A 24055-nucleotide genomic window follows, 5' to 3' on the forward strand; every position below is an offset into this window, starting at 1 on the left:
CTCCTCATAATGATCAAGTTCGTAATATTTAAAAAATCCTCCGCCTAATTCCCCTCTAATAGAGGGGTGTCCCGAAGGGACGGGGTGTTTTCCTCTTTTAGAGGGGTGTCAGAAACTACCCCGTCAACCTTCGGTTGACACCCCTTCAAAGAAGGGGAATTCTGACGGGGTGTTTTCAATTCTTTTGAAATACCTGATTTATCATAAGCCAAAACTTTTTTCATTCTCGGTAAAACCACGCTGTAAAAATGCTCACCCATTTCAACGCCAAGCCATTTTCTGCCAAGTTTATGCGCAACTGCGGTTGTCGTGCCAGAGCCGAGGAAGAAGTCAAGAATTAGGTTTTCTCTTTCTGATGTGCTTTCAATTACCCTCTTTAAGACAATTTCTGCGTTCTCTGTTTGAAAGCCGATAGTAAAAGTATATCCTTGAACATCTGTCCAATTAGTGTCCAAGGGTATCTTTTCTGATTCTAAATATTGTGGAATACCTGTTTTTTCGTTTATTCGTATTCTTTCTTCAGATGCTAATTTGTCAAATTTTTCTTGAGAGAATCGCCAGTGTTGACCGGGAGGACACTTATATTCCTTTCCAAAAATTATAACTGTATTTTTCTCTTTATTCTCTTTGGGAGAAAGACAATTAACCCATTTGATTTCTCTGTTTCTCTCTTTGAAAACTGGCAGAAAATAACTTAATATAGTTTTAGGATAATAAAACAATGATTCATTTGCTGGATTAAAGTTGTTTAATGGGCCTTGACTATTTGCTTTTCTTAAAATAATCTCTCTAAAATTATTTTTATTGTCTGAAAATAATTCATCCATCAAACACCTTACAATCCAATTCCCATTGTAGTCGCACCTAACAAAAATACTCCCTTTTTTATTTAAAACATCTTTTGCAATCTTTAATCTATTTTCAAGCAGTGTTGCCCAGTTGGCGTCTTTATAGTTTGTGCGGTATAAAAACTGGTCAGAAGAAGCTAAATTAAACGGCGGGTCAATGTAAATTGTCTGCACTTTTTCTTTGAATTTCGGCAGGATTGTATTTAACGCCTGATAGTTTTCGGACTTTATCAGCCAGCCGTCTAAAGATTTATCTAAATCGTCAAACTGGCTCAAAATTTCAAGTTCTAAATCCTTGAAATATTTTGTGTCTATGGGTAAATGCTTAAATTCCCCTTTTATTAAAAGGGGTGTCTGCGGAGCAGACGGGGTATTTTCTTTTATCCAACTTTGTATTTGTTCAATAACCGAATTAATGCTTTTTTTTACATCTATATCTCTAAAATGAAGAACTTTTAATCCTAAAGATTGCAAATATTTCTCTCGTTCTTCATCACATTCAATTTTAAAATTGTGGCTTTCACCATCTATCTCAATTACTAATCTCAAATTTGGACAATAAAAATCAACAATGCAATTACCTATGATTTGTTGACGAGTAAAGTCAAATCTTAATTTTTTATTTTTTAATTCATTCCATAAAAGAACCTCTGATAAATTTCCGGCCTTTCTTAATTCCCTTGCCCTTTGTTTTAAGTTTTGATTGTATGGTAATTTTAAATACCCCGTCAGTCCTTCGGACCGCCACCCCTTTACAAAAGGGGAATTTTCAAAAACATCTTCTATCTTAAAATTTTCATCCACAATGCCAAGTTCCTGCCATTCTTTGATTTGCTCTCTAAAATTTTTATGCTTCAAGATTCTCTCTAATAAATTCCCCTCTTTTAGAGGGGTGTCTGCGAAAGCAGACGGGGTGTTTGCCTCTTTTAGAGGGGTGTCTGCGAAAGCAGACGGGGTGTTAGTCAGTTTATCTTTTAAATACTCTAATACTTCTTCCAAATTTTTCTTTACATCTAGATCAGAAATATGAATAACTTTGAGCCCAAGACTTTTTAAGCAATTATCTCTTTCTTTGTCATATTCTATCTTTCCATCGTGACTTACTCCGTCAATTTCAATAACAACTCCCAAATTCTTACAATAAAAATCAACTATATAATCTCCTATAATTTTTTGTCTATCAAAATCTAAACTCAAAAATTTTTTATTTTTAACTTGATCCCAGAATAAAACTTCTGATAAATTGCCGGCTTTTCTTAACTCTTTTGCTCTTTCTTTTAGGTCAGGATTAAATGGTAATTCCTTCCATTTGACTACCCCGTCAGGCTTCGCCTGCCACCCCTTCGTAGAAGGGGAATTCTTGTAAATCCTATCCAGCGTAATCACATAATTTGAGTTTTTGACAAACTTCGGCTTGTTCCAGATATTTACCAGTTCATCTTCAAACTGCGAGATAAAATCAATAATTTTGAAAGCGATGCCTTTGAGAATTTGTAGTTGATTGACTCTATCCGCGCCCCACTCTTTGGCTCCTTCCCAAAAATACTGATAACTCCAAAGTTTAAATTGCTCCTGCAAGAATGCTTTGGCATTTTTGTTGATAAAGAAATCAACCTCGCTCTGCTTTTCAAAAACTCTAAAAGCGCGTTCTAATTGTTCTTCGGTAATTGCTATGCCTTTTCTCTTGATGGCTTTTAAGAGCTCGTCCTGTTTTGTTTTTGCACCTCCTTCTGAATACTGAACGTCAAAAACAATGGTGGCGCCTGCCCCGTAGGAAGCCGAAGGCTTTCCCACGGGTCTTCGCGGACTTTGCTTAACTCAAAAACAAGCGAGCGTTTTTCGTTGGCTTTTTTGCTTTCTATCTTTGAAGCGTCAAAGTAGAACTTTAAATACCCCGTCCCTTCGGGACACCCCTTTTGCAAAGGGGAATTAACACCCCGTCCGCCTTCCCCTTCTACGAAGGGGTGGCAGGCGAAGCCTGACGGGGTAGTTTCTGACACCCCTCTATCAGAGGGGAATTCAACTGGCAAACTCCTGAAAATCCGGTCGGTTTTAACATAGTAAAGCATCTGCGTTTTCCAGAAGAGGATAACATCTTTTTCATCGGTATAAACCTTTTCGTAGATATTGTTATGAAATGGCGTTGAATTGAAATAAATTGACCCGCTTTCCGTAAAATAGCGGCTGAAAAAGGAATAGAGTTTGTCAAAAAGTTCATCTCTAAATTTGGGGTGGCTTTTTAGAGCCGATTCAACATCTTTCTTGAGGATGTCTTCAATCTTGCGGTAGTAATTTGATTTTATTCTCATCAAATTAACAAAACCGCCAGTGCCTTCAATTTTGGCGCCGATAAATACATCCTGTAGTGCTTTATAAAATTTTTGTTCTTTGGTCATAGTTAAATCACTTTAATAAATTATCAACTGAAACATCAAGGGATTTGGCTAATTTTTGAAGCGCACCAATTAAGAGATAGATGATACCGTCCAACTCCAGTTTTATCACCGTGTTATAGGAAATATCAGCCAATTTAGAAAGCCGGTCTTGCGACAAGCCCTTTTGTTTCCTTAACTTTTTTATATTTTTGCCTATTTGTGAAATCTCTCTTGATATTGTGGTATTAAAATAATAATATGTATGTAGAGTAATCGCTATCTATAATTATAATACAAAATGATTTTCATAATATAAAAAGATTTTTTGAGAAGTTTAATTTCAAATGCATGTGCACCCCAATAATAGAACGCTTTGCGTTCACTACGGGGCAGGAAGAAGGGATGGACCAAGGGCATTTACCTTTTTTCTTTTCTAAAAATCGGCGGGCTAATTCAATTTGGTGGGCGGTAGAGGACTTGAACCTCTGACCCCTTGCATGTCAAGCAAGTGCTCCAACCAACTGAGCTAACCGCCCATAGCAGTCTAATTTTGCTATAATCTCCGATGTTAAATGACAAATGTCAAAATCCAAATGTCATTTGAGATTTGTCATTTGTCATTTATTTCCCATTTGTCATTTGAGCTTTAGAATGTGGGCGAGGTGGGAATATGAACCATCGCTGGCGCTCTTTAAGGGAAAACCAAGTTTTTCCCTTAATGTTCCTTTTCCTTTCAAAACACAGGGGAAAACTTACCTTTTCCCCTGACCCCTTTGGTGGTTCAAATCCCTTATCATCCTTTTTCTGCTTAAATGTGGGCGAGGTGGGATTTGAACCCACACAACTTTACAGTCATTGGATTTTAAGTCCAACGTGTATGCCATTCCACCACTCGCCCATTGTTATGCTACTATATTGCAACAATTTTTATGTTATTTTTATTTGCAATCTCTACACATTCTTGTTTATTAAAAACGAGGGTTTTTCCAGCCTCAAAAGCAAGCACCCCGGCTTTTGCCTCTATGAGAGACTCCATTGTTTTTGGTCCTATAACTGGAACATCAAAACGGACATCCTGCTTTGGCTTTGCAACTTTTACAACTACAACATTTCCGTTCCCAAGCCTTCCTCCCCTTTTTATTGCCTCGTCCGTTCCTTCTATTGCCTCAACAGCAAGAATAGAACCTTGTTTTATTACAACCGTCTGGCCTATATCAAGCCTTCCCAATTCTTTTGCAATGTTAAAACCTAATTGGACATCCTTCCGTTCTTCGTCTGTAAGAGAAGAGCCTGCAATAATGCCCTGCGGGATAAACATTTCTTTTAAAAACCTAACAGAACTTATCAGTTTTATCTTGTGTTTTGGTAAAAGATCTGCGGCTGCACCAAATATGGTGTCTGCTCTCTTGTCTTTTAAACCCCTGAGGAATGCTTTTAGTTTAACATCTATCGGAATATCTTTAAAAAGATTTGAAGGTTCTATCTGTCCTGCAAATATAGCATCAGACGGAGAAAAAAAAGAAATTTTTTCTAAAAACAACGAGAAAGAACCCACATCCACCCATTCTATCCTGTCAACAAAACTCTCTATATTTTTTGATGTTTCACCTATGAAACCTATTGCATTTACAGTAAAACTTTGATTTTTTGCTTGTTGTGCTACAAGGATGGGAAAGTCTCCGCTGCCTGCAATGATAAGAATTTGTTTCACTACCTGGCAATTCCGCGCTTCGATGTTTTTACAAACTCAACGAGCTTTTTTACCTCATTAATATCTACAATGCGTCTTTCAACTTCAACAAGTGCATGGGTTGTAGAAAGTCCTGAAAAGAATAAAATTTTGAATGCCTTATAAAGCGTGGCTCTGGTCTGAGGTGAAAAGTTGGCCCTTCTTAAACCAATAACATTTAAACCACATACCTTGCCGGGCCTTCCATCTACGAGAGAAAAGGGAGGAACATCCTGAACAATCTTTGACATACCGCCTACCATAGAATATTCACCGATACGAACAAACTGATGAATTGCAGCAAATCCCCCGAGAACTGCATTATTGTGAATCTCTATATGTCCTGCAAGCCCTGCGTTGTTTGCCATAATAACATCATCGCCAATCTTACAATCATGTGCGATATGACAGTATGCCATTATAAGAACATTGTTTCCAATGCTTGTAAGGTCTGTTAGACAACCGGGATTTATTGTGACAAATTCTCTGATCACTACCCTATCTGCTATTTTTAAGTATGTTTTTTGATTATGAAACTTTAAACTCTGAGGAATACTTCCAACAACCGAGCCCTTAAATATAGAACAGTTTTTGCCAATCTCGGTATTGCCTTCTAAGACACAGTGTGAACCTATCTGTGTTCCTTCCCCAATTTGAACATCCTGCCTTATATATGTCCATGGACCTACTGAGACATTGTCAGAAATATTTTTTGATTCAATTATTGCTGTTGGATGTATGTTATTCATAGCTCTTATTATTTACCCAACATCTGAAAGTGCAAACATTATCTCTGCTTCTGCCACTATTTTGTTGTCAACATAAGCAGTGCCTTTAATCTGTCCCGTTTTGGTGCGAAGTCTTAATACCTCTGTTTCAAGAATTACCTGGTCGCCGGGTATAACGGGCTTTCTAAATTTTACTTTATCAAGGGACATAAAAAATGCCATCTTTCCTATGTTTGCTCTGCTTGAAAGAAATAGAATACCTGCTGTTTGTGCCAACGCTTCTATTATAAGAACACCGGGCATTACTGGTTTTCCAGGGAAATGTCCTTCAAAAAATTCTTCGTTCACAGTTACATTTTTTATGGCAATACATCTTTTGTCTTCTTCTAATTTCAGTACTCTGTCCACAAGAAGAAACGGATATCTGTGAGGAATTATTTTTTGTATGGTTGTTACATCAAGCCTTTCTCCGGGGGCGCACACATAACGGAATGGAATACCTGCACCCCTTGCCTGCTCTTCAAAAAGTCTGAATTTATTTAATAACTTCATATTTGTGGTATGACCGCTTTTTACAGCGCTAATATCTCCTTGTATAGATGCACTAAAAAGATAAAGGTCTCCTATAATATCCATAATCTTGTGTCGTACAAATTCATCCTCAAATCTTAATTTATTATCTATAACCCCTTTTTCCGATATTACAAGTGTATTGGCATAATTTGCTCCTTTTCCCAGTCCCTGTTTCCTTAAATCCTCAACCTCTTTTTCAAAACAAAATGTTCTTGCAGGTGCAATCTCTTTTAAAAATACCTCAGGGGTGATATCAAATTTTACATACTGGGAACGAACAAACGGATGTTTATAGGAAAGCGTATAAGAAACCCTGTAAGAATCCCCTGGTAAAACTGTTATTGATCCTTCCTGTTCCTGTATCCATAACGGTTCTTTTACAATAAATTTTTTATAAGCAACATTTTGTTCTTCAATTCCGACACCTAATAACGCATTGCAAAACGAAAGAGCACACCCGTCAAAAGACGGAACCTCATCACTATCAACTTCTGCAATTATATTTGTTATACCCAATCCTGCAAGAGAAGATGTTAGATGTTCTATTGTATGAACCTCAACACCGTTTATGCCTACCGAGGTCCTTCTGGGTCTTCTTGAAATATCTGTTATGTTTGTAAGCTTCGCATCTATAACAGGTCTTTCTTGTAAATCAGTTCTTACAAATCTTAAACCTGTATCAGGTGGCGCAGGTTTTAAAACAAGGTGTGAAGGATTACCCATATGAAGACCGATACCCTGAAGATGAACCTCTTTACGAATTGTTTTTTGCACTTAACATCTCCTCCAATATTTTTATTTTTTTCTCAAGTTCGGAAATCTTATTATACAATTTAGGAAGCCTTTGTATGGATGCCTTTAACCTCTTTTCCTCGTTATGGGGCCTTGCCGGGAAACCGGATACACACATATTATCAGAGATAGATTTTGTAACACCCGATTTTGCTGCAACTACAACATTGTTTCCGATCTTTATATGTCCTATAACGCCTGACTGTCCGGCCAGTGTTACATTTGAACCTATTTCAACACTACCTGATATCCCGGTTTGTGCAACAATAACAGAATTTGCTCCTATATATACATTATGGGCAATCTGAACAAGGTTGTCTATCTTTGTTCCCTTACCTATAAATGTCCTGTCAAATCTTGCCCTGTCTATTGTAACATTTGAACCTATTTCAACATCGTCCTCTATTACAACAGTCCCAATCTGTGGGATTCTGTGATGTACCCCCCGAACTGTTGCAAATCCAAAACCATCACTTCCTATAACACTTCCAGAATGTATAACAACTCTGCTTCCAATACTGGTGCGTTCCCTGATAGAAACATTCGGATATATCAACACATCGTTGCCCAACTCTGTATGGTGTCCTATATATACACCTGCATATATTACAGTCCCGTCCCCTATCTGAACACTATCCTCTATAACAACAAACGGCTGTATGGCAACATTTTTACCTAATTTTACATTCTTTCCTATAATAGACTGTGAACTTATGCCTTTAGGTCTTACAATTTTATTCGGAGCAAGAAGTGAAACAAACTTTGCAAATGCAAGACTCGGGTTTTCCGTAACTATCAATGTTTTTGCCCCTGAATAGTTTTTTAATTCCCCTGAGACAATGATTGCAGATGCTCTTGTTTGTTGCATCAATGGCGCATACTTGAGATTGGCAATAAATGTAACATCGCCTGGCTGTGCCTCTTTTATTCCGCTTGCACCGGCAATTTCAATGCTATCATCTCCTATAACCTCCCCTTCTATAATCTCAGCAATTTCTTTTACTGTCTTCACTTTTTATTTCCTTTTCTGGGTATAAGATTCGTTTAATCCTTTTATAATATCGGATGACCTATCAAGTTCAGGCCTACCATAAACAACAACCGCTTCAGCCATATTCAGCACTATGTCATAGCCCTGTTTTTCGGCATATTCCTTCACATAGTCTTTTATTTCTTGGATAATTTTTCTCAATGCATCATCTCTTGTTTTTGCCATTTCAGACCTTGATTGCTGGTCAAATTCCTGGAGTTTCTTCATTTTATCTTCTATCAAGGGTTGTTTTTCTTGTTTTCCCTCAGGGGTTAGCAGGGCAGATTTATCCCTTAACTGCCGTATTTCCTCAACTATCTTCTCTCTTTGTTCCTGTCTTAATCTATCTTTTTGCTCCAAAGTAGATTCTGCATCTTTTGTTGCTTCATATTCAGAAAATACCTTGGAGAAGTTTATATAAACAATGTTTAAATTCTGTTGCGGATATAAACTTGTCAAAGAACAAAAACAAAAAATCAAAAAACTAAAAAAAATCTTTTTCATCTTCCCTCCTGTTTATTCCATTATAACATTTATTTAAGATTTTACAAGAATTTTAAAATATAATATCAGGAACGGGAACGGACATCCCTGCCAGCCGACAAGTCCTGGTGCACTGGTGCTCTGGTGCTCTGGTGTTCTTGTGCCTTAGGTCACATATTGTCTTTGATATACTTTACCGCCTTCCCTATAACATTAAAATGCTGTTTGTCTACAGTTATAACCGGGTATGCCATCCTATAGGATGCATCATATCCCCTAAAACAGTACAGGGCAAGTGCATCTTCTGTTTCCATATCCATATATTTATATTCAAGTTTCATATTTTCTCCTATTATTCTTTTTGCATCCTGACAGAGAGAACAACCCTGTTTCCCAAATATTTCTATTTGCATACTGCCTCCTCTTTCAAACATTGAAAATGTGAGGTTGAAAGATCGGGTGGATATGTTTTGCACAACTTCATTAACTTCTCAACTTCAATATCCTTAATTTGCAACTTTATAGTCTCCGCTGTGTCTGTCTTCAAGTTCTGCAAGCTTTGAAGGATTCCAGTTGTTAATCCTGCTATAATATCCTACTATCCTTGTTATAGAGTATATGTCCTTGCTTAAACAGTGGACGCAAGCGCTGTGTATGCCCCTTATAACTTTGCCACAATTGTTACATATACTGAATTCAGGTGATATTGTAAGTTGGGCACAGGATGATTTATAGAATGTCTTTTCAACAAGGTTTAATATGGATTGTGCAGACGGCATCTGTTCTCCAACAAAGGCATGGATAATCGCTCCTGATTCAATAAGGTTGTGGAACTTTGACTGTTTTTCAATCCTTGTTACAATATCCACAGGTGCGTCTGCCCTGAGATGTATTGAGTTTGTATAATATATAGTGTCATTTTCAATACTTCCTCTTACGACCGATGCCGCACTTTCAGGGTATGTTTTAAGGTCAACCTTTGCGAGCCTTCTTGTTGCGCTTTCAGCTGGGCTTTCTTCAAGAGAAAATCTTAAACCTGTTTTTTCAGTTTGCTCTTGTATTTTTAGATACATTCTTGCCACTATTTTTAAACCTGTTAAGAATGCTAAATCCGATTGATGGAGCTCTTCACCCGTTATAAATTGGACGCATTCGTTAAGTCCGATAAGTCCTATTATATATGTGCATTTATCAAGATCCACATATGGCCTTCCGTCCTGTGCAGGTTTCCCAATCTGCCATAGTGGCATATGCGGATCTTTCATAAGGGAGGCAATAAATTGTTTCTTCTGAAGGTGTGCTCGGACACATATTTCTATCATATGATCAATTTCCTTATAAAGTTGACTTAAATTGTTCTTCTGAGCTCTGTATGCTGCCTGAGGAAGGTTTACTGTTACATTCTGGAATCCACAGAATCTCATTGATTCCGGATGCTCTATCATAAACTTGTCATTTATCTTTTGACGAAGCCTGCAGCACATAGAGAGAACAACCTGGCTTCCCCTGTCAAAAACGAAATATACTGAACCATTGGTACTGGCAACCTCCCCAGCTGCTTTGAAAAGTTCAAACTGTTTTGGGTCTTCAAATGTTTCTTCCGACACATGAAAATCTGCCTTTGGAAATGCAAATGGTCTACCTAACATATCCCCTTCTTTCCAGACATCAAGCATAGCCTTACAAAACTCCTGTGAGATTGTTTCATAATCTTTATATGTCTTACCCGTATATTTCCCGTCAGGACCTATTGCAGGGATATTTTTTAAGTACTCTGGCACTCCTGTATGGATATTAAAATCTATAAAAAGGCTCTGTCCTCCGCGACTGAATGCATTCTGACTTCCTGAAAATATCAAATGTTGTGCCTCCTGTTTCATTTCCTTATAGGTCATACCTTCAAGATACGGAGCTAAAAGTATGTTCAAGTAACCTATGCCGAGTGCTCCGGCATAATAGGCCTGCATTGATGCAAGAAATGTATTCAGGTGCCCTGTAAGTGTTCTTGCATGCTTTGCAGGGGCGCTTGATGTATCAAGATTACAGATATGGGTAAGTCCATATTTTTTGATGTATTCAAGTGAATGGCTGGAACAGTAAACCCTTGTCGGATAACCAAGGTCATGGATATGTATAGCACCCTTTAGGTGCGCATCTGCAATATCGGAGGAGAATATGGATTGCAGAGCGTATTGTTTAAGTGTGTTTTCGGCAATTGCAAGATTTATTGCTTCTGGATTGTTTGATGTTATATTTGAATTTTCTTTTGTTTTTGAAAATACAAGTTGTTCAAGGTCATATACAGGCATACCTATAACAGAGGTTTTTGATATTTTTTTTGTTAATCCTTTTTCAAAAAGTTCATTATCAACAAGCTCACGGATAAGAGAGGTGGATATAACTGTTAAGCCTGAATTGATAATTCTCTGTTCAACCTTTGATGCTATCTCCCAAGAAAGCCCTTCTTCTATCTGAGCCTCTTTTTGAAGTGCACCTGCAATCCTTGCTTTGTCCCATGAAAGAAGTTCATGCCTGCTTGAAGCAGTTACAAGAAGAGAAACATCAGTTGAAGAAGTCTTTCCCCTCACATAGTGTCTTACCCTCATCTGTTCTCTTGTCTGTTGTCTTTTTTTTCTATAAATAATATATGCCTTTGCTGTTTTTGCATGACCTGTTTCAATAAGAACCTTCTCAACTATATCTTGTATCTGTTCTATCTCAGGGATATTTTTTTGAAATCTATTTTTTAAGTATAATGTTACCGCATTGGCAATCTCCTCAGCCATCAAACGATCCTCACCGCCTACAGCCTTTGCAGCCTTGAATATGGCATCCGCTATCTTTGACCTATCAAAAGTAACAAGCCGCCCGTCTCTTTTTCTTACCTGTGTGAAATATTTAGCGGATGTAGTTGTTTGTTTTTCTTCTTTTTCTTTCAGAATTGTTTGTGCGGTCATATTTTTCCTCCTTTTGTTTTCTTAATAAAGTCTTTTGTTTCGGTTATAAACTGGGTTGCATCTCTGAACTGTCTGTACACGGATGCAAACCTTACATATGCTACCTCATCAAGGGTGTGCAATTTTTTCATAAGAAATTCGCCTATCTTTTTTGTATTTACCTCTTTTCCATTTTTTCTTTGCAATTTTCTTTCTAACCTATCAACTATCTGTGTAATCTTATCAGTGCTTATGGGCCTTTTTTCACAGGCTTTTATCAGCCCTGCAATTGTTTTGTTTCTGTTAAATGGCTCTCTTCTTCCATCTTTTTTTATTACCATAAGAGGAATGTTTTCTATTTGTTCATATGTTGTAAATCTTTTTTCACATTTAAGACATTCCCTTCGTCTTCTTATAGATTCACCGTCCTGACTTGTTCTTGAATCTATTACCCTGTCTTCTATACTATTGCAAAAAGGACATTTCATATTATACCCCAATTGAGCCCAAAAACACAATGTATTGTGTATGCAACCAGTATATACACAATATATTGCGCTTGTCAAGAGCCTAAAATCAGGCTAAATTTGGGGTAAAAACCTGAAAATACGAAAAGGATACATTAAAATCTCTTTTTTTCTTAAATTTTCCTTGACAATAATAATTTTGCCTGTGTTTCTCCTCCATTTATAAGATAAAGAAGAGGAACTGGTCTGTCCACACCTTCTATATAGCAGGGCCTTGAACTCCATGGAGTTACAGAAAGCACATTTGCAAGATCCGTCCAGTATTGTAACCTTGACGGTTCAAGTCCCCATATCATATGAAAATGGTTCGCAGGCACATACTGTTTATATTCACCCATTGTTGCATATTTAGGAACAACAAATGTATGTGGCCATGTCAGTGTAGATGTCTTACATACAGCATCTGATAGTTTGTCTGGAAGTTCTACCGTTTCTGCTTCGTCCCACACAAGTGAGAACATATTATTTACGGCACTATATGCCATTCTTCCCGCAATTCCTTTTATTCCCCCTGGTGATACAAATGTTATAGAATTTCCAAGCCCGGGGAAATATCCCTCATCTGCAATCGGAAAAGATACTTTTGACATAATCTCTTTTACAGAAGCACCCGGCTTTGCCGCCCAGTTGAAAGAGGCGCTTCCTGAATTATCCCCATCAACAAATCCTCTTTTTTCCCATATATTTTTACCATTAAGTTTTATACCCAGTTCTGTGGCAAGTTTTTTTATTTCCCAGGGTTCCCATACTTTCCTAAAATCCATAAAAAGAGGCGGATTTCCTCCTGTAAGATATGTAAAAAATAACATTGTAAGAAGTCCCTGAACATCAGCCTCTGTTGCATATGGAGTGGGCGGCTTCTTACCCTGATGGTCAAATGTAGAATTAAAAAGCGATTCCATAACATCTGCAACGGGAAGAGGTATCCCCCTTTTATCAGAACCCCATTCCAACTGACTCATAAAACCTCCTCCTACTGCATTAAGGTCTTTCATAATATCCCTGGTTATAAGGTACATTGCAAGAGACTTATCAAATCTTTCATCGTCTTCACTGTTTCTTACCTGAATTTTAGTCCTGACAATCTTATCAAGCCAACCTCTTAAATCCTTTAACTCTTTTTCATTGTATGCCTTTTTTGCAAGCATATCGGCAAGAATCTTCATATCAAGCCGGGTAATTTCAATGCCAAATATATTTCTTGTCGGAATTATATGGGCAAGTGCGGTTTCCATTCCCATTGAATCATGCCCAAACACAACGACCCTTCTTCCCTGCAAAGCCTTATATGCAACAGCAGCATAACACCAATCTATAAGTGGTCTTGCTGTTGATTCGGTCATTTTTGGATCTATGCCAGTATCGGGCCAGGTTCCGACATTGATGTGCATCATCTTCCCATACTGTGCAACCGCACCACTGCATGCATGAACATATACAACACCCGGCTTTGGACCGCTATTGCCGCAAACAAGGTTAAGGGGGGTATCCTTGGAGAATTGCTGGATAAGTGAGATAAGTGTAGGTTGGGGGAATGCCCATGTATCCGGTGCTCCTACAAGTATATTTACTCCTGCTGATTCAAACTGCCTTGCAACAATATCAGCCTGTTTTTCTCCATCAATTAATACATCGCTATAAACAACCATTACAGGTGAACCATCTGTAATCTTTACGCCTTCTGCAATAACATCTGCTACCATCTGTATTATATTTGCAGCCCTTTTTCTTGAAGTCTTATCAATCCTCGGGTCACAGGGAGCAAACACACCTATAACAGGCTCTTTTATGGGTTTTAACCCTGATGTAGAAATTTTTATCGCTTTCTCCATACTTCCTCCATTCCAATATTATCTGACTACAATATATGTTTTACAATCCTGATTCTTCTAATACATCAGGAACATATTTTTCCCACCCCAAAGGCATAATATGAATTCCCTGACATATATTTTTCATACCCTTAATAAGTTCAGCGGCAATCTTTATACTTGTTTTTACCCTATCTTCCTTTTTTGCTTCAGCCATCATTTTTATATATTTTTCCGGGACATTGATACCTGCAACCTTTTCGTTCATATACTTTGCCATCCCTGCTGATTTTAACAGAACAATTCCGCCAAGAATCGGAACCTTATATTTTTCTACAATTTTCATAAACCTCTCAAAGGCATTCAAATTATAGACTGCCTGTGTCTGAAAAAATCTTGCTCCTGCCATAATTTTTTTCTCCATTTTCATAATCTGCGGTTCAAGTGGATCAGAGGATGGACTTACAATTGCCCCAAGAAAAAATTTAGGGATTCCATCAAGCTCGTTTCCTTTCATATCTTTTCCATTCATCAAATCAGTCGCAACCTTCAATAAACTTATAGAATCTAAATCAAAAACCGGTTTCGCCTCAGGATGGTCCCCCAGAACAGGATGATCTCCTGTCAAAATAAGAATATTTCTTATTCCAAGGGCATGGGCGCTTAACAGATCCGATTGTAAAGCCAAACGGTTCCTATCCCTGCAGGTTGCTTGAAAAATCGGTTCAAGCCCTTTTTGAACAAGAAGGCAGGACACAGCAAGGGAGCCTAAACGCATCACAGAACTTTGTAAATCGGTAACATTGAAAGCATCAATCTTGTTCTTTATATGTTCTGCCTCTTTGATATGCAGTTCAATGTTTGTTCCTTTCGGAGGACCAATCTCAGAAGTTATTACAAATTCCCCACGGGTAAGTTTTTTTGCAAAACTCATTCCCCCTCCATTTTCAACAAGGACACGCCAACAAATTCTCACTTGCCTGTTATATATCTCTGATAATTTCTTATTTTACACTCTGTTGCAATTTCTATTGCTCTTTTCTGTTCTTTTAGTCTGTTATAAATTCTCACCCATCCACATTCCATCTGTGGATTTACCTCGCATTTCCCATTTTTGTATCCGCCACAGGGACCGTTTAATAAATATTTTGCACAGGCAGTTATGGGACATATACCCCCTGTACTGTTAAGATAACATTCACCACACTGCCTACAATCAGAAGGTTGAATATCTAACCCCTGAAATCCATTTACATAAGAGGTATCGCAACCGGTAAAAACATACCTTTCTTCTTCACCTAACAATAAGATTTGTGATATTATTTTTGAGATAACCCCAACACCTACGCCACAGGAAAAAACAAGGATTGATTTTGAATTTTCTATATCGTTTTTATATTTTTCCATATATTCTTTTGAAAAATCCTCATTGCATAAATAATCAAGACGAACAATTCCTGATATTCTCTCCCGGTTTTCAGATAAAAACTCATTAATCTCTTCTTCCGGGAAATATACTTCTTTACATCCATAACATTTAATAACAAAAGGGGTTAAGGCAACCAACAGGTCAATATCTTCTTTCTTCTTAATTTTTGTTATAAGCATTTTCCCTTTGCTCTCTTTATAAAACTCAATATATCTATTTTAGATGAACATATATAATTACAGGAACCGCATTCAATACAGTTTTTGACCCTATAATTTTTAGTTTCCTCCCACATCTGCCTTTCTCCATAATAAACATAATTCAAGGGCAAAAGTTCAACAGGGCACACAGAAACACATCTTCCACATTTAATACATTCTCTTTCTTCTTTTGATTCAACAGGATATTTTTTTAAAATTGTAAAACCGCCTGTTCCTTTAATAACGGCTGAATCAAGATTCTTTTGAAGAATACCCATCATTGGACCACCCATAAATATATTATATTCTTCAAAGATATTCTTATTATGCATACCAAGATAAAAATCAAGAATATTTTTTAATGGAGTTCCTATCTTAACAATAAAATTCCCGTCTTTACCAACACCGTCTCCTGAAACTGTTATAACTCTGTCTATTAATGGTATCCCTTCAAATATTGCCTTGTATATCGCAAGGGCTGTTCCAACATTTATAACAATAGAACCAACCTCTATTGGAAGACCGCCTTCTGGAACATTTTTCCCTGTCAACCGCTTAATTAACATCTTTTCCGCTCCCTGAGGATACTTTGTCCTTAATGACAAAACAGTTATATCAGAAGAAGAATATTTCTGTAATATCTCTATTGCTTCTTTCTTGTTATCCTCTATTCCAATGATTGTATTTTTAGGATTTGCAATCTTTTGAAGAACTTTTATGCCCTTTAATATTTTTTCAGGGTACTCTATCATTATCCTGTTATCTGTATTAAGATATGGTTCGCATTCACATCCATTAACAATTAATGTTTCAATTGATTTTTTTGAAACCTCAAAAAGAAACTTAACATATGTGGGAAACATTGCCCCACCAAGCCCGACGATTCCTTTTTCCTTTAATATCTCTATAATGTTTTCTTTTGATAAACCTTCAAAATCAACCGGTTTTATTGATTCATCCATAGTATTCTTCCCGTTATTTTCTATAATAATTGCTGGAATTGGTTTTTGTAATGTTGGATGTATTTTTTCTTCAATTTTTACAACCCTTCCGCTTATACTTGAATGTATTGTAGATGATATCACACCTGTGCTTTCTGCTATCTTCTGACCCATCTTTACTGTATCGCCTTCTTTTACTATCGGTTTTGATAAAGAACCCGTATGTTGAGAAATAAATATTAATACATATGGGGGCTCTGGAAAATTTAGTATTCTTGCCCTGCTTGTGTTTTCTTTTGAATCCAATGGATGGACTCCTCCATAAAAACCTTCCTGCCTTTTGCTTAAAGATATTTCGGAATATTTCTTTTTTTCATCAAAATTAAATCTGTTAAAATCTCTTACCTGTATTTCAGAACAAAATAATTTATTCTGTTTTTTTAGTCTGTTATAAATGTCTTCCCAGGCGCAAGGTATATCGGGGTTAACCTCGCATTTTCCGTTTTTTACACCACCACAGGGACCGTTCAAAAGAGACTTAGAACAATTGACTATAGGGCATATCCCTCCTGTTAAATTTAAGTAGCATTGAGAACAGGCAGCACATTTTTCTTTACTCAGCGATACTCCGTGAAACCCCTCAGGACTTGTTGAATTTCCACTTTGTGGTATTGAATCGCAAAGGGCAAAAATCCTTTTATCAGGGAATTTCTCAGAAACAAATTGCACCCCAAGTCCGCAGGCTATAATTCCTATTGAATCAAAACTATTTACACCCAACTCAATAAGTTTTTCCGCTGTATGATGATTATTACAAAGAAAATCAATACCTGTCCATCCTTTTATTTTGGAGTTCTCCTCTCCCAATATTTCATTTAATCTTTCGCATTCAGGCTCAATATCTGTTTTATATTTTTTATAGCACTTTTTACACCAGAGATTAAATATAGAATTTATTTCTCTAAAAATATTTTTTATTTCATCGTCCGGTTTTAAACCATATTTTGTATAATCCATAGTTAGATTCCTGCCTGCATTTTGGTTGTCTGAACAATATTTTTAAGAAGAATTGCAACAGTCATAGGTCCTACGCCTCCTGGGACGGGTGTAATCCAGGAGCATTTCTCTTTTGCTTTTTCAAAATCCACATCACCGACTGTTTTCATTTTCGGTTTGCCCTTTTCATTTAATAAAGGATTGCCATTGTGGTCAAAACCTTCAGGGATTCTGTTTATGGCAATGTCTATGACGGTGCTTCCTTCTTTTATCATACCTGCTTTGATAAGAGCAGATAAATCCGGGACTTTCGGTATGGGAAGTGTTTTGTCCTGGCTATATTTCTTCAGTTCCGAATTGTATTTTAACCACACTGCCTGTGATCTACCTGCTGCTGAAAATATAATATCTGCTCTTTTTGTATGAAAGGCAAGGTCTTTTGTTGCAATATGACAGACTGTAACTGTCGGAGATTCTGTTATTGACTGAAGAAGAAGCATTGCAACCGGCTTTCCCACAATCTCACTGTGTCCTACAATAACTGCTTCTAGTCCTTTTAATCTTACACCTGTTGATTTAAGAAGTTCTACTGCACCAAGTGCGGTGCAGGGCCCGATTATATTTGTTGCAGATACAAGACGCCCCATATTTGAAGGATGAAGCCCTTCAACATCTTTTTCAGGAGATATTGATACCTGAATCTTTCTTGCATCAATGCCCTGGGGCAGAGGCATCTGAAGTATTATACCGGTTATATTCTTATTACTATTTAGTTTCTTAATCTCAGAAAGTATATTTTCTTCTGTTTCTGTGTCCGACATCTGGTCAAGTGTATACAATATACCCATCTGCTCACAGGTTTTCTGTTGTTGTCCCACATATATTTTTGAGGCTGGATTTTCACCCAATTGAACAGCAACAAGATAAGGCACTTTGCCTTTTGATTTTAATTCTGATATTTCTTTTTTTAATTTCTCTTTTATTCTGCCTGCAAGGACCTCACCATCAAGTATTTTTGCTGACACTATTTTCCTCCATTTTTCCTGTTAGCGGTCATCTTATTTTTTACTATATCAAGCGTATTTTTACTTGTTTTTTCTATCTCTTTTGTGATAACTTCAAGTTCATTTTTTGCACACTGGATAAACACCTCATCTTTTATTGAAGACAAATTTATCTGGACATTAAGCACAGCTGATCTGTATGCAGACTCAAGCAACAATACTCCTACACCGACATCGCTTATCAGATTTTTATTACATTTTTGTGCAAGCTCTTCACACATTTTTATAGACCGAAAACAGGTCTTACATATTTCAAAAGGAACGCTTGTTGCAGATTTTAGTGCATCCTGTATCTTTTCATATCTGTTTGGGTCCTTTTTTGGTATTTTCCAAGCCTGTCTTATTTTTTTATACACCAATACATCTTCATCCACAAGTTCCATAAGTTTTTTTCTACAAGATTCTGTTATATTTAAGAAAAGTTTAATATCTTCTTCTACATCTTTATATTTTTCTTTACCAAGGGTAAGGTTTGCAGACATAGAAAGACAGGCGCAACCTATTGCACCTGTAAGTGCAGAAGCACTCCCTCCTCCCGGTGCAGGAAGGTTTGAGGCAAGGTCGTTTAAGTAGACTTCAAAAGATTTATAATATTTAGTGTTTATTTCTTCTTTAGGTACCATTTTTTACGCCCACCACATCCTGCCAGCAGATTCTTTTAATATAATTTTTTTAAGAAAATCCACCGCTTTATAAAATCCTTCGTCTTTGCTCATAAGACTGTCTTCATGCTCTATTGAAAGAACCCCGTCATACCTGACCATACGAAGTGTACTTACAAAGTCTTTCCAGAAATCTTCACCATGCCCATATCCAACTGTTCTGAATATCCATGACCTTACGCTTTCTTTTCCATAAGATTTTGTATCCAGAACCCCGTTTATTTTTGAATTTGCCTCGTATATTTTTGTATCTTTTGAATGAATATGGAATATTGTTTTCTCCAGCGCCCTTACCGATAATATCGGGTCTATGCCCTGCCAGAAAAGGTGGCTCGGGTCAAAGTTTGCACCTATATTTTCCCCACATTCTGCCCTTAACCTTAATAATGTCTCTGTATTGTAGACAACAAAACCGGGATGCATCTCAAAACATATTCTTACTCCATGCTCTCTGGCTACTTTCGCCTCTTGTTTCCAGTAGGGTATAACCTTTTTATTCCACTGCCATTCCACAATCTGTGTAAAATCCTCAGGCCAGGGACAAGTAACCCAGTTAGGGAATTTTGCATCTTCACTATCACCCGGACACCCGGAAAAATTTACCACATTTTTTACACCCAATTTTTTTGCAAGTCTAATGGTCTTTCTATGTGTCTGGTGATGTTCTCTTGCTATTTTTTTATCAGGATGCAGAGGATTTCCATGACAGGAAAGCGCACTTATTATAAGTCCATTGTCTTTTATCATAGCAAGGTATTCCTTGCATTTCCCGTCACTTTCAAGAAGTTTATCCACAGGGCAATGTGAAGAGCCGGGATAGTTTCCAGTCCCAATTTCAATTGCCTCAAGTCCTGCCTCTGCAAATTTTACAAGTGCTTTTTCAAATTCTACATCTCCATAAAGAACAGTAAATACACCAAGTTTCATATTCCCCTCCAATTTTTAATTTTTTCTTATATTTTTATCCATTTTTTTTCTTTAACAGATTGCATTACAGCATCTAACACTTTCTGACATTTAAGCCCATCCTCAAAATTAGGAGAAGGCATCCTGTTATCAGCAATATCATTGAGAAGATCATATATAGTGTTTATAAATGTATGCTCATAGCCTATTATATGTCCGGGTGGCCAGTAGCCGTCTATATATGGATGAATACCTGGTTCGGTAACAAGTATTGTCCTGAAGCCCTGTATGTGTGAAGGGTCTTTTCTTGAATAAAATTTAAGTTCATTCATTCTCTCAAACTCAAAAACAAGACTTCCTTCACTTCCATTTATTTCTATTTTTTCACCATTTTTTCTTCCTGCTGCAAATCTTGTTGCCTCAAAACTTCCCAGTGCTCCATTTTTAAACCTTGCAAGAAAAAGCATCGCATCGTCAACCGTAACCTTACCCTTCTTGGGAGAACTTTTGGCAGAAAGTCCTTCCGTTGTTGCAGATAATACAGGTCTTTGTTTTATAAATGTTTCACTGCAACCTACAACCTCATCAAAATCTCCTGCAAGAAACCTTGTAAGGTCTATAAGATGAGCATTTAAGTCACCGTGTGAACCTGAACCTGCAACCCTGCTGTCCAACCTCCATACAAGAGGAAATTCAGGATTTATAATCCAGTCCTGCAAATAAACAGCCCTTATATGGTATATCCTTCCGATTCTTCCCTCATCTATAATTTTTTTTGCAAGAGAAATGGCAGGAACCCTCCTGTAATTAAAACAAATCATATGTTTTACTCCTGCTTTTTTAACCGCATTAACCATCTTTTTTGCTTCTTCACTATTCATAGCAAGAGGTTTTTCACAAAGAATATGCTTCCCTGCTTTTGCTGCCTCAATGGCAATCTCACAGTGCGTATCATTGGGGGTTGAAATATCAACCAGATGTATGTCATCTCTTTTTATAAGTTTTTTCCAATCAGTTTCATATGTTTCCCATCCCCAGTTTTGTTGAACATTTATCACTTCTTTTTCATGCCTTCCGCATATAGCTCTCATTACCGGTTTAATCTTTGGCTTAAAAAATTTATTTACTTTCAAAAAAGCGTTTGAATGAGCCTTTCCCATAAACTTATAACCTACAAGTCCTACACCAATTGTATCAGCCATATGTTCTCCTATTTTTTTATGTTTACCGTTAACTGTTCACCGTATTCCGTTACCCATATTCCATATCCCGTCGCCCGTATTCCGTATACCGCATTTCATAAAAGATACTTACGATGATATACGAACAAAGGTTTTCCCTGTTATCCATCACTTATAACCCTGCTTACTGTTTTTTAAAACAGTCCCACTATTTTTCCTTTCTTATCAATATCAACCCTTTCACCGCAGGGTTCTGTAGGAAGTCCCGGCATTGTTCTCATTGTCCCGCAAAGAGGATATAGAAAACCAGCACCTACTGATGCCCTGATATCTCTTACAGGTAATGTATAGCCCGTAGGTCTTCCCTTCCGTTCAGGGTCGTGTGAAAGTGAAAGATGTGTCTTTGCCATGCATACAGGCACTCTATCAAATCCCCATTCTGTGTACTGCTTTATCTTTTTCTCTGCAATCGGCGAATATTCAACCTTTGCTGCACCATATATTTCAGTGGCAATCGCTTTAATTTTTTCTTTTATAGAAATATTAAGCGGATATAAGAACCTGAACTTGTTCGGTTTATCTGTTGCTTTTACGACTGCCTGTGCAAGGTCTTTTCCACCTTCTCCGCCTTTTTCCCATACATCACTTACAACAGCATCATCCGCCCCGGCATCAATTGCTTTTTTTCTTATAAGAGCAATCTCTTTATCTGTATCGGTTGTGAACCTGTTTATTGCTACAACAACAGGCACCTTAAAAAGCCTCATATTTTCTATCTGTTTTTCAAGGTTACATATACCTTCTTCTATTGCCGGAAGATTTTCTTTTGTCAAACCCGGGTCAAGCGGTTTTCCTGCCACAACCTTGAACTTTCCTGAGTGCATCTTCAGCGCCCTTACTGAACATACAACAACCGTTGCATTTGGAACAAGATTGCTCTGTCTGCATTTTATATTAAAAAATTTCTCTGCACCCATATCCGCACCAAAACCTGCCTCTGTTACAACAAAATCAGAAAGACGAACCGCTATCTTATCTGCAATAATAGATGAGTTTCCATGTGCAATATTTGCAAAAGATCCTGCATGGACAAATGCGGCGGTATGTTCTGTTGTCTGCATAAGGTTTGGTTTTATAGCATCCTTTAACAGAGCTGTCATAGCACCCGCAACCTTTATATCTTCTGCTGTTACGGGTTTTCCATCGTATGTGGAAGCAAGTACAATCTTCCCCAATCGTTTTCTTAAATCTTTTAAGTCTGTTGTAAGAGCAAGTATGGCCATTATCTCGCTTGCAGCAGATATATCAAAACCTGACTCCCTGGGAACTCCATCTTCTTTTCCACCGAGTCCTATTACGATATTCCGCAGCGCCCTGTCGCTTACATCTACGACCCTTCTCCAGGTGATACTTAAAGGGTCTATATTTATTGTTCTTTTAAGAAGTGCATTGTCAAGAAATGCCGCACAAAGGTTATGCGCAAGAGATACCGCATGCACATCTCCCGTAAGATGAAGATTGAAGTCCTCCACTGGAAGAACCTGTGAATATCCTCCGCCTGCTGCGCCACCTTTTATGCCAAATACAGGCCCCAGTGAAGGCTGCCTTATACAGGTTATTATCTTTTTACCTATTTTCGCAAGCCCCAATGAAAGACCTATGGTTGTAACAGTTTTCCCCTCACCCAACGGTGTTGGTGTTATTGCGGTTACAACAATATATTTTGCCTGTGGTCTGTTCTTTATTTTTTCAAGAATTTCAAGAATAACCTTTGCTTTGAACTTTCCATAAAGTTCAAGTTCATCCTCTTTAATCCCGATTTTTTCTGCTATTTTTGTAATTGGTTCAATCTTCGCAGACTGCGCGATTTCCAAGTCGCTTGGTATCTTTGACATACCCCTCCTTTGAATGGTGTATTATAAGATTATTTTTGATATTTCTTTATATTTTATGACATTTTCCCATATACTGCATTTATTGCCTTATTTCTTATCCTGCAAGAATCGCACTTTCAGCAAGTGCAGATGCAATACTTAAAAATATTATATTTCTGGAAGGAACATATGTCTGCGGGACATTAAGTCTTATATCGGATGTTCTTACTCTTAAACCTGAAGATGTATGAGGGCAGACTTCCAAACAGGCAGATCAAGTTTTGCAATATATAAGGGAACTTTTGCTTTTTGGACAATTTTTTTTGCAGATTCAATCTCACATTTGTGCCTCTGGTTGCATCCTATAATGCATTGAAAACAAAATAAGGATTGCATTGATTACACAGATTTTTAAATCCGATTACACAGATTTCGACAGCAATCTTTATCTGTGTAATCTAAACTAATCTGTGTAATCATACCTTTATTTATTTGACAGAGCACTATAAGCATGGCAAAAGGTAAAAATCCTCTGTTTTTTGCAAAAAAAGTGTAACAGATGAATCAAGCCCTCCCGATAAAAGAACCACACACTTTTTCACAATATATATGTTGCTGCTGCTGTATCCTTTTCCCAAACCTTTATACTTATTATCTTAATTTTTTTTAAATCTTTATCTTTTTTTAACTCCTGTGCAATATATTTTGTAATATTTTCTGATGTTGGGTTGTTTTTTTTAAAGTATGGAATTTCATTAAGGTATGTATGGTCAATTTTTGATAATATACTCTTCAAAGAATCTCTTAAAACCGTAAAATCAATAACCATACCTAATCTGTTTAGGATTCCTGTTACGCTAACCTCAACCTTCCAGTTATGCCCGTGGAGTTTTTCGCATTCGCCCTGATATTCTCTTAAATTATGGGCGCCACTGAATGTCTCATATATGCAAATCTGAAACGGCATATT

General features: G+C 37.2%; 21 protein-coding genes, 2 tRNA genes and 1 pseudogene. All 24 read right to left on the reverse strand.

All coding sequences use genetic code 11. The annotated features are described in order from the left end of the window. Window positions 1-44: 44 nt before the first annotated feature. The 24 genes and pseudogenes from B9J78_01635 to B9J78_01750 all read right to left on the reverse strand — a co-directional run bounded on the left by B9J78_01635 (window position 45) and on the right by B9J78_01750 (window position 24052). Window positions 45-1322 carry a hypothetical protein gene (locus B9J78_01635; protein ID MBA2123634.1) on the reverse strand — a complete coding sequence of 426 codons (1278 nt, stop codon included), beginning with the start codon at window positions 1320-1322 and terminating at the stop codon, window positions 45-47. A gap of 498 nt (window positions 1323-1820) precedes the next feature. Continuing rightward, a pseudogene (locus B9J78_01640) lies at window positions 1821-2216 on the reverse strand (hypothetical protein). Window positions 2217-2542: 326 nt separating this feature from the next. Next, on the reverse strand, window positions 2543-3244 hold the full coding sequence (locus B9J78_01645) for a hypothetical protein (GenBank protein MBA2123635.1): 702 nt from the start codon (window positions 3242-3244) through the stop codon (window positions 2543-2545). 7 nt (window positions 3245-3251) lie between these two features. After that, entirely contained in the window at window positions 3252-3440 is a 189-nt protein-coding gene (locus B9J78_01650) for a hypothetical protein (protein ID MBA2123636.1), read from the reverse strand. A gap of 242 nt (window positions 3441-3682) precedes the next feature. Then, a tRNA-Val gene (locus B9J78_01655) sits at window positions 3683-3759 on the reverse strand. A 279-nt stretch (window positions 3760-4038) separates the two neighbouring features. Continuing rightward, a tRNA-Leu gene (locus tag B9J78_01660) sits at window positions 4039-4121 on the reverse strand. A gap of 12 nt (window positions 4122-4133) precedes the next feature. Beyond that, a complete protein-coding gene (locus B9J78_01665; GenBank protein MBA2123637.1) occupies window positions 4134-4958 on the reverse strand; it encodes a hypothetical protein in 825 nt (274 codons plus the stop codon). Then, on the reverse strand, window positions 4934-5701 hold the full coding sequence (locus B9J78_01670; GenBank protein MBA2123638.1) for an acyl-[acyl-carrier-protein]--UDP-N-acetylglucosamine O-acyltransferase: 768 nt from the start codon (window positions 5699-5701) through the stop codon (window positions 4934-4936). The genes B9J78_01665 and B9J78_01670 overlap by 25 nt, the downstream gene beginning before the upstream one ends. Before the next feature lie 12 nt (window positions 5702-5713). Beyond that, a complete protein-coding gene (locus tag B9J78_01675) occupies window positions 5714-7027 on the reverse strand; it encodes a hypothetical protein (protein ID MBA2123639.1) in 1314 nt (437 codons plus the stop codon). After that, a complete protein-coding gene (locus B9J78_01680) occupies window positions 7008-8057 on the reverse strand; it encodes a UDP-3-O-(3-hydroxymyristoyl)glucosamine N-acyltransferase (GenBank protein MBA2123640.1) in 1050 nt (349 codons plus the stop codon). The genes B9J78_01675 and B9J78_01680 overlap by 20 nt, the downstream gene beginning before the upstream one ends. Window positions 8058-8060: 3 nt before the next feature. Further along, entirely contained in the window at window positions 8061-8579 is a 519-nt protein-coding gene (locus B9J78_01685) for a hypothetical protein (GenBank protein ID MBA2123641.1), read from the reverse strand. A gap of 149 nt (window positions 8580-8728) precedes the next feature. After that, complete coding sequence (locus B9J78_01690) at window positions 8729-8992, reverse strand: hypothetical protein (protein ID MBA2123642.1); 264 nt, start codon at window positions 8990-8992, stop codon at window positions 8729-8731. 72 nt (window positions 8993-9064) lie between these two features. Further along, window positions 9065-11515: an anaerobic ribonucleoside-triphosphate reductase gene (locus tag B9J78_01695; GenBank protein ID MBA2123643.1), complete on the reverse strand. Its 2451-nt coding sequence runs from the start codon at window positions 11513-11515 to the stop codon at window positions 9065-9067. Then, window positions 11512-11982, reverse strand: coding sequence for a transcriptional regulator NrdR (locus B9J78_01700; GenBank protein MBA2123644.1), 471 nt, complete (start codon window positions 11980-11982; stop codon window positions 11512-11514). The genes B9J78_01695 and B9J78_01700 overlap by 4 nt, the downstream gene beginning before the upstream one ends. Before the next feature lie 152 nt (window positions 11983-12134). After that, the gene (locus B9J78_01705; GenBank protein MBA2123645.1) at window positions 12135-13853 is read right to left on the reverse strand and encodes a hypothetical protein; all 1719 of its coding nucleotides are present in this window, start codon (window positions 13851-13853) and stop codon (window positions 12135-12137) included. Window positions 13854-13893: 40 nt separating this feature from the next. Next, the gene (locus B9J78_01710) at window positions 13894-14766 is read right to left on the reverse strand and encodes a 5,10-methylenetetrahydrofolate reductase (GenBank protein ID MBA2123646.1); all 873 of its coding nucleotides are present in this window, start codon (window positions 14764-14766) and stop codon (window positions 13894-13896) included. A 38-nt stretch (window positions 14767-14804) separates the two neighbouring features. Then, window positions 14805-15440 (reverse strand): hypothetical protein, encoded by a 636-nt coding sequence (locus tag B9J78_01715; GenBank protein ID MBA2123647.1) that lies wholly within the window; start codon window positions 15438-15440, stop codon window positions 14805-14807. Then, complete coding sequence (locus tag B9J78_01720; protein MBA2123648.1) at window positions 15431-17419, reverse strand: electron transport complex subunit RsxC; 1989 nt, start codon at window positions 17417-17419, stop codon at window positions 15431-15433. Before B9J78_01720 ends, B9J78_01715 begins: the two co-directional genes overlap by 10 nt. Window positions 17420-17421: 2 nt before the next feature. Then, entirely contained in the window at window positions 17422-18423 is a 1002-nt protein-coding gene (locus tag B9J78_01725) for a hypothetical protein (protein ID MBA2123649.1), read from the reverse strand. Next, complete coding sequence (locus tag B9J78_01730; GenBank protein ID MBA2123650.1) at window positions 18423-19085, reverse strand: hypothetical protein; 663 nt, start codon at window positions 19083-19085, stop codon at window positions 18423-18425. The genes B9J78_01725 and B9J78_01730 overlap by 1 nt, the downstream gene beginning before the upstream one ends. A gap of 3 nt (window positions 19086-19088) precedes the next feature. Then, entirely contained in the window at window positions 19089-20051 is a 963-nt protein-coding gene (locus B9J78_01735) for a xylose isomerase (protein MBA2123651.1), read from the reverse strand. 26 nt (window positions 20052-20077) lie between these two features. Continuing rightward, a complete protein-coding gene (locus B9J78_01740) occupies window positions 20078-21232 on the reverse strand; it encodes a dehydrogenase (protein ID MBA2123652.1) in 1155 nt (384 codons plus the stop codon). 173 nt (window positions 21233-21405) lie between these two features. Further along, complete coding sequence (locus B9J78_01745; GenBank protein ID MBA2123653.1) at window positions 21406-23106, reverse strand: formate--tetrahydrofolate ligase; 1701 nt, start codon at window positions 23104-23106, stop codon at window positions 21406-21408. A 577-nt stretch (window positions 23107-23683) separates the two neighbouring features. After that, window positions 23684-24052 carry a 6-carboxytetrahydropterin synthase QueD gene (locus B9J78_01750; protein ID MBA2123654.1) on the reverse strand — a complete coding sequence of 123 codons (369 nt, stop codon included), beginning with the start codon at window positions 24050-24052 and terminating at the stop codon, window positions 23684-23686. Window positions 24053-24055 lie beyond the last annotated feature (3 nt).

The organism is bacterium Unc6 (assembly GCA_013626165.1).
GTDB lineage: Bacteria > Omnitrophota > Gorgyraeia > Velesiimonadales > Velesiimonadaceae > Velesiimonas > Velesiimonas alkalicola.

What these genes read in the sequence shown, in the direction of transcription:
- B9J78_01685 (MBA2123641.1), bottom strand. Translation starts at nt 8,579, where the DNA reads ATGAAAAAGATTTTTTTTAGTTTTTTGATTTTTTGTTTTTGTTCTTTG.
- B9J78_01715 (MBA2123647.1), bottom strand. Translation starts at nt 15,440, where the DNA reads ATGCTTATAACAAAAATTAAGAAGAAAGAAGATATTGACCTGTTGGTT.
- B9J78_01690 (MBA2123642.1), bottom strand. Translation starts at nt 8,992, where the DNA reads ATGTTTGAAAGAGGAGGCAGTATGCAAATAGAAATATTTGGGAAACAG.
- B9J78_01745 (MBA2123653.1), bottom strand. Translation starts at nt 23,106, where the DNA reads ATGTCAAAGATACCAAGCGACTTGGAAATCGCGCAGTCTGCGAAGATT.
- B9J78_01730 (MBA2123650.1), bottom strand. Translation starts at nt 19,085, where the DNA reads ATGGTACCTAAAGAAGAAATAAACACTAAATATTATAAATCTTTTGAA.
- B9J78_01710 (MBA2123646.1), bottom strand. Translation starts at nt 14,766, where the DNA reads ATGAGTTTTGCAAAAAAACTTACCCGTGGGGAATTTGTAATAACTTCT.
- B9J78_01740 (MBA2123652.1), bottom strand. Translation starts at nt 21,232, where the DNA reads ATGGCTGATACAATTGGTGTAGGACTTGTAGGTTATAAGTTTATGGGA.
- B9J78_01700 (MBA2123644.1), bottom strand. Translation starts at nt 11,982, where the DNA reads ATGAAATGTCCTTTTTGCAATAGTATAGAAGACAGGGTAATAGATTCA.
- B9J78_01695 (MBA2123643.1), bottom strand. Translation starts at nt 11,515, where the DNA reads ATGACCGCACAAACAATTCTGAAAGAAAAAGAAGAAAAACAAACAACT.
- B9J78_01750 (MBA2123654.1), bottom strand. Translation starts at nt 24,052, where the DNA reads ATGCCGTTTCAGATTTGCATATATGAGACATTCAGTGGCGCCCATAAT.
- B9J78_01735 (MBA2123651.1), bottom strand. Translation starts at nt 20,051, where the DNA reads ATGAAACTTGGTGTATTTACTGTTCTTTATGGAGATGTAGAATTTGAA.
- B9J78_01645 (MBA2123635.1), bottom strand. Translation starts at nt 3,244, where the DNA reads ATGACCAAAGAACAAAAATTTTATAAAGCACTACAGGATGTATTTATC.
- B9J78_01720 (MBA2123648.1), bottom strand. Translation starts at nt 17,419, where the DNA reads ATGGATTATACAAAATATGGTTTAAAACCGGACGATGAAATAAAAAAT.
- B9J78_01670 (MBA2123638.1), bottom strand. Translation starts at nt 5,701, where the DNA reads ATGAATAACATACATCCAACAGCAATAATTGAATCAAAAAATATTTCT.
- B9J78_01705 (MBA2123645.1), bottom strand. Translation starts at nt 13,853, where the DNA reads ATGGAGAAAGCGATAAAAATTTCTACATCAGGGTTAAAACCCATAAAA.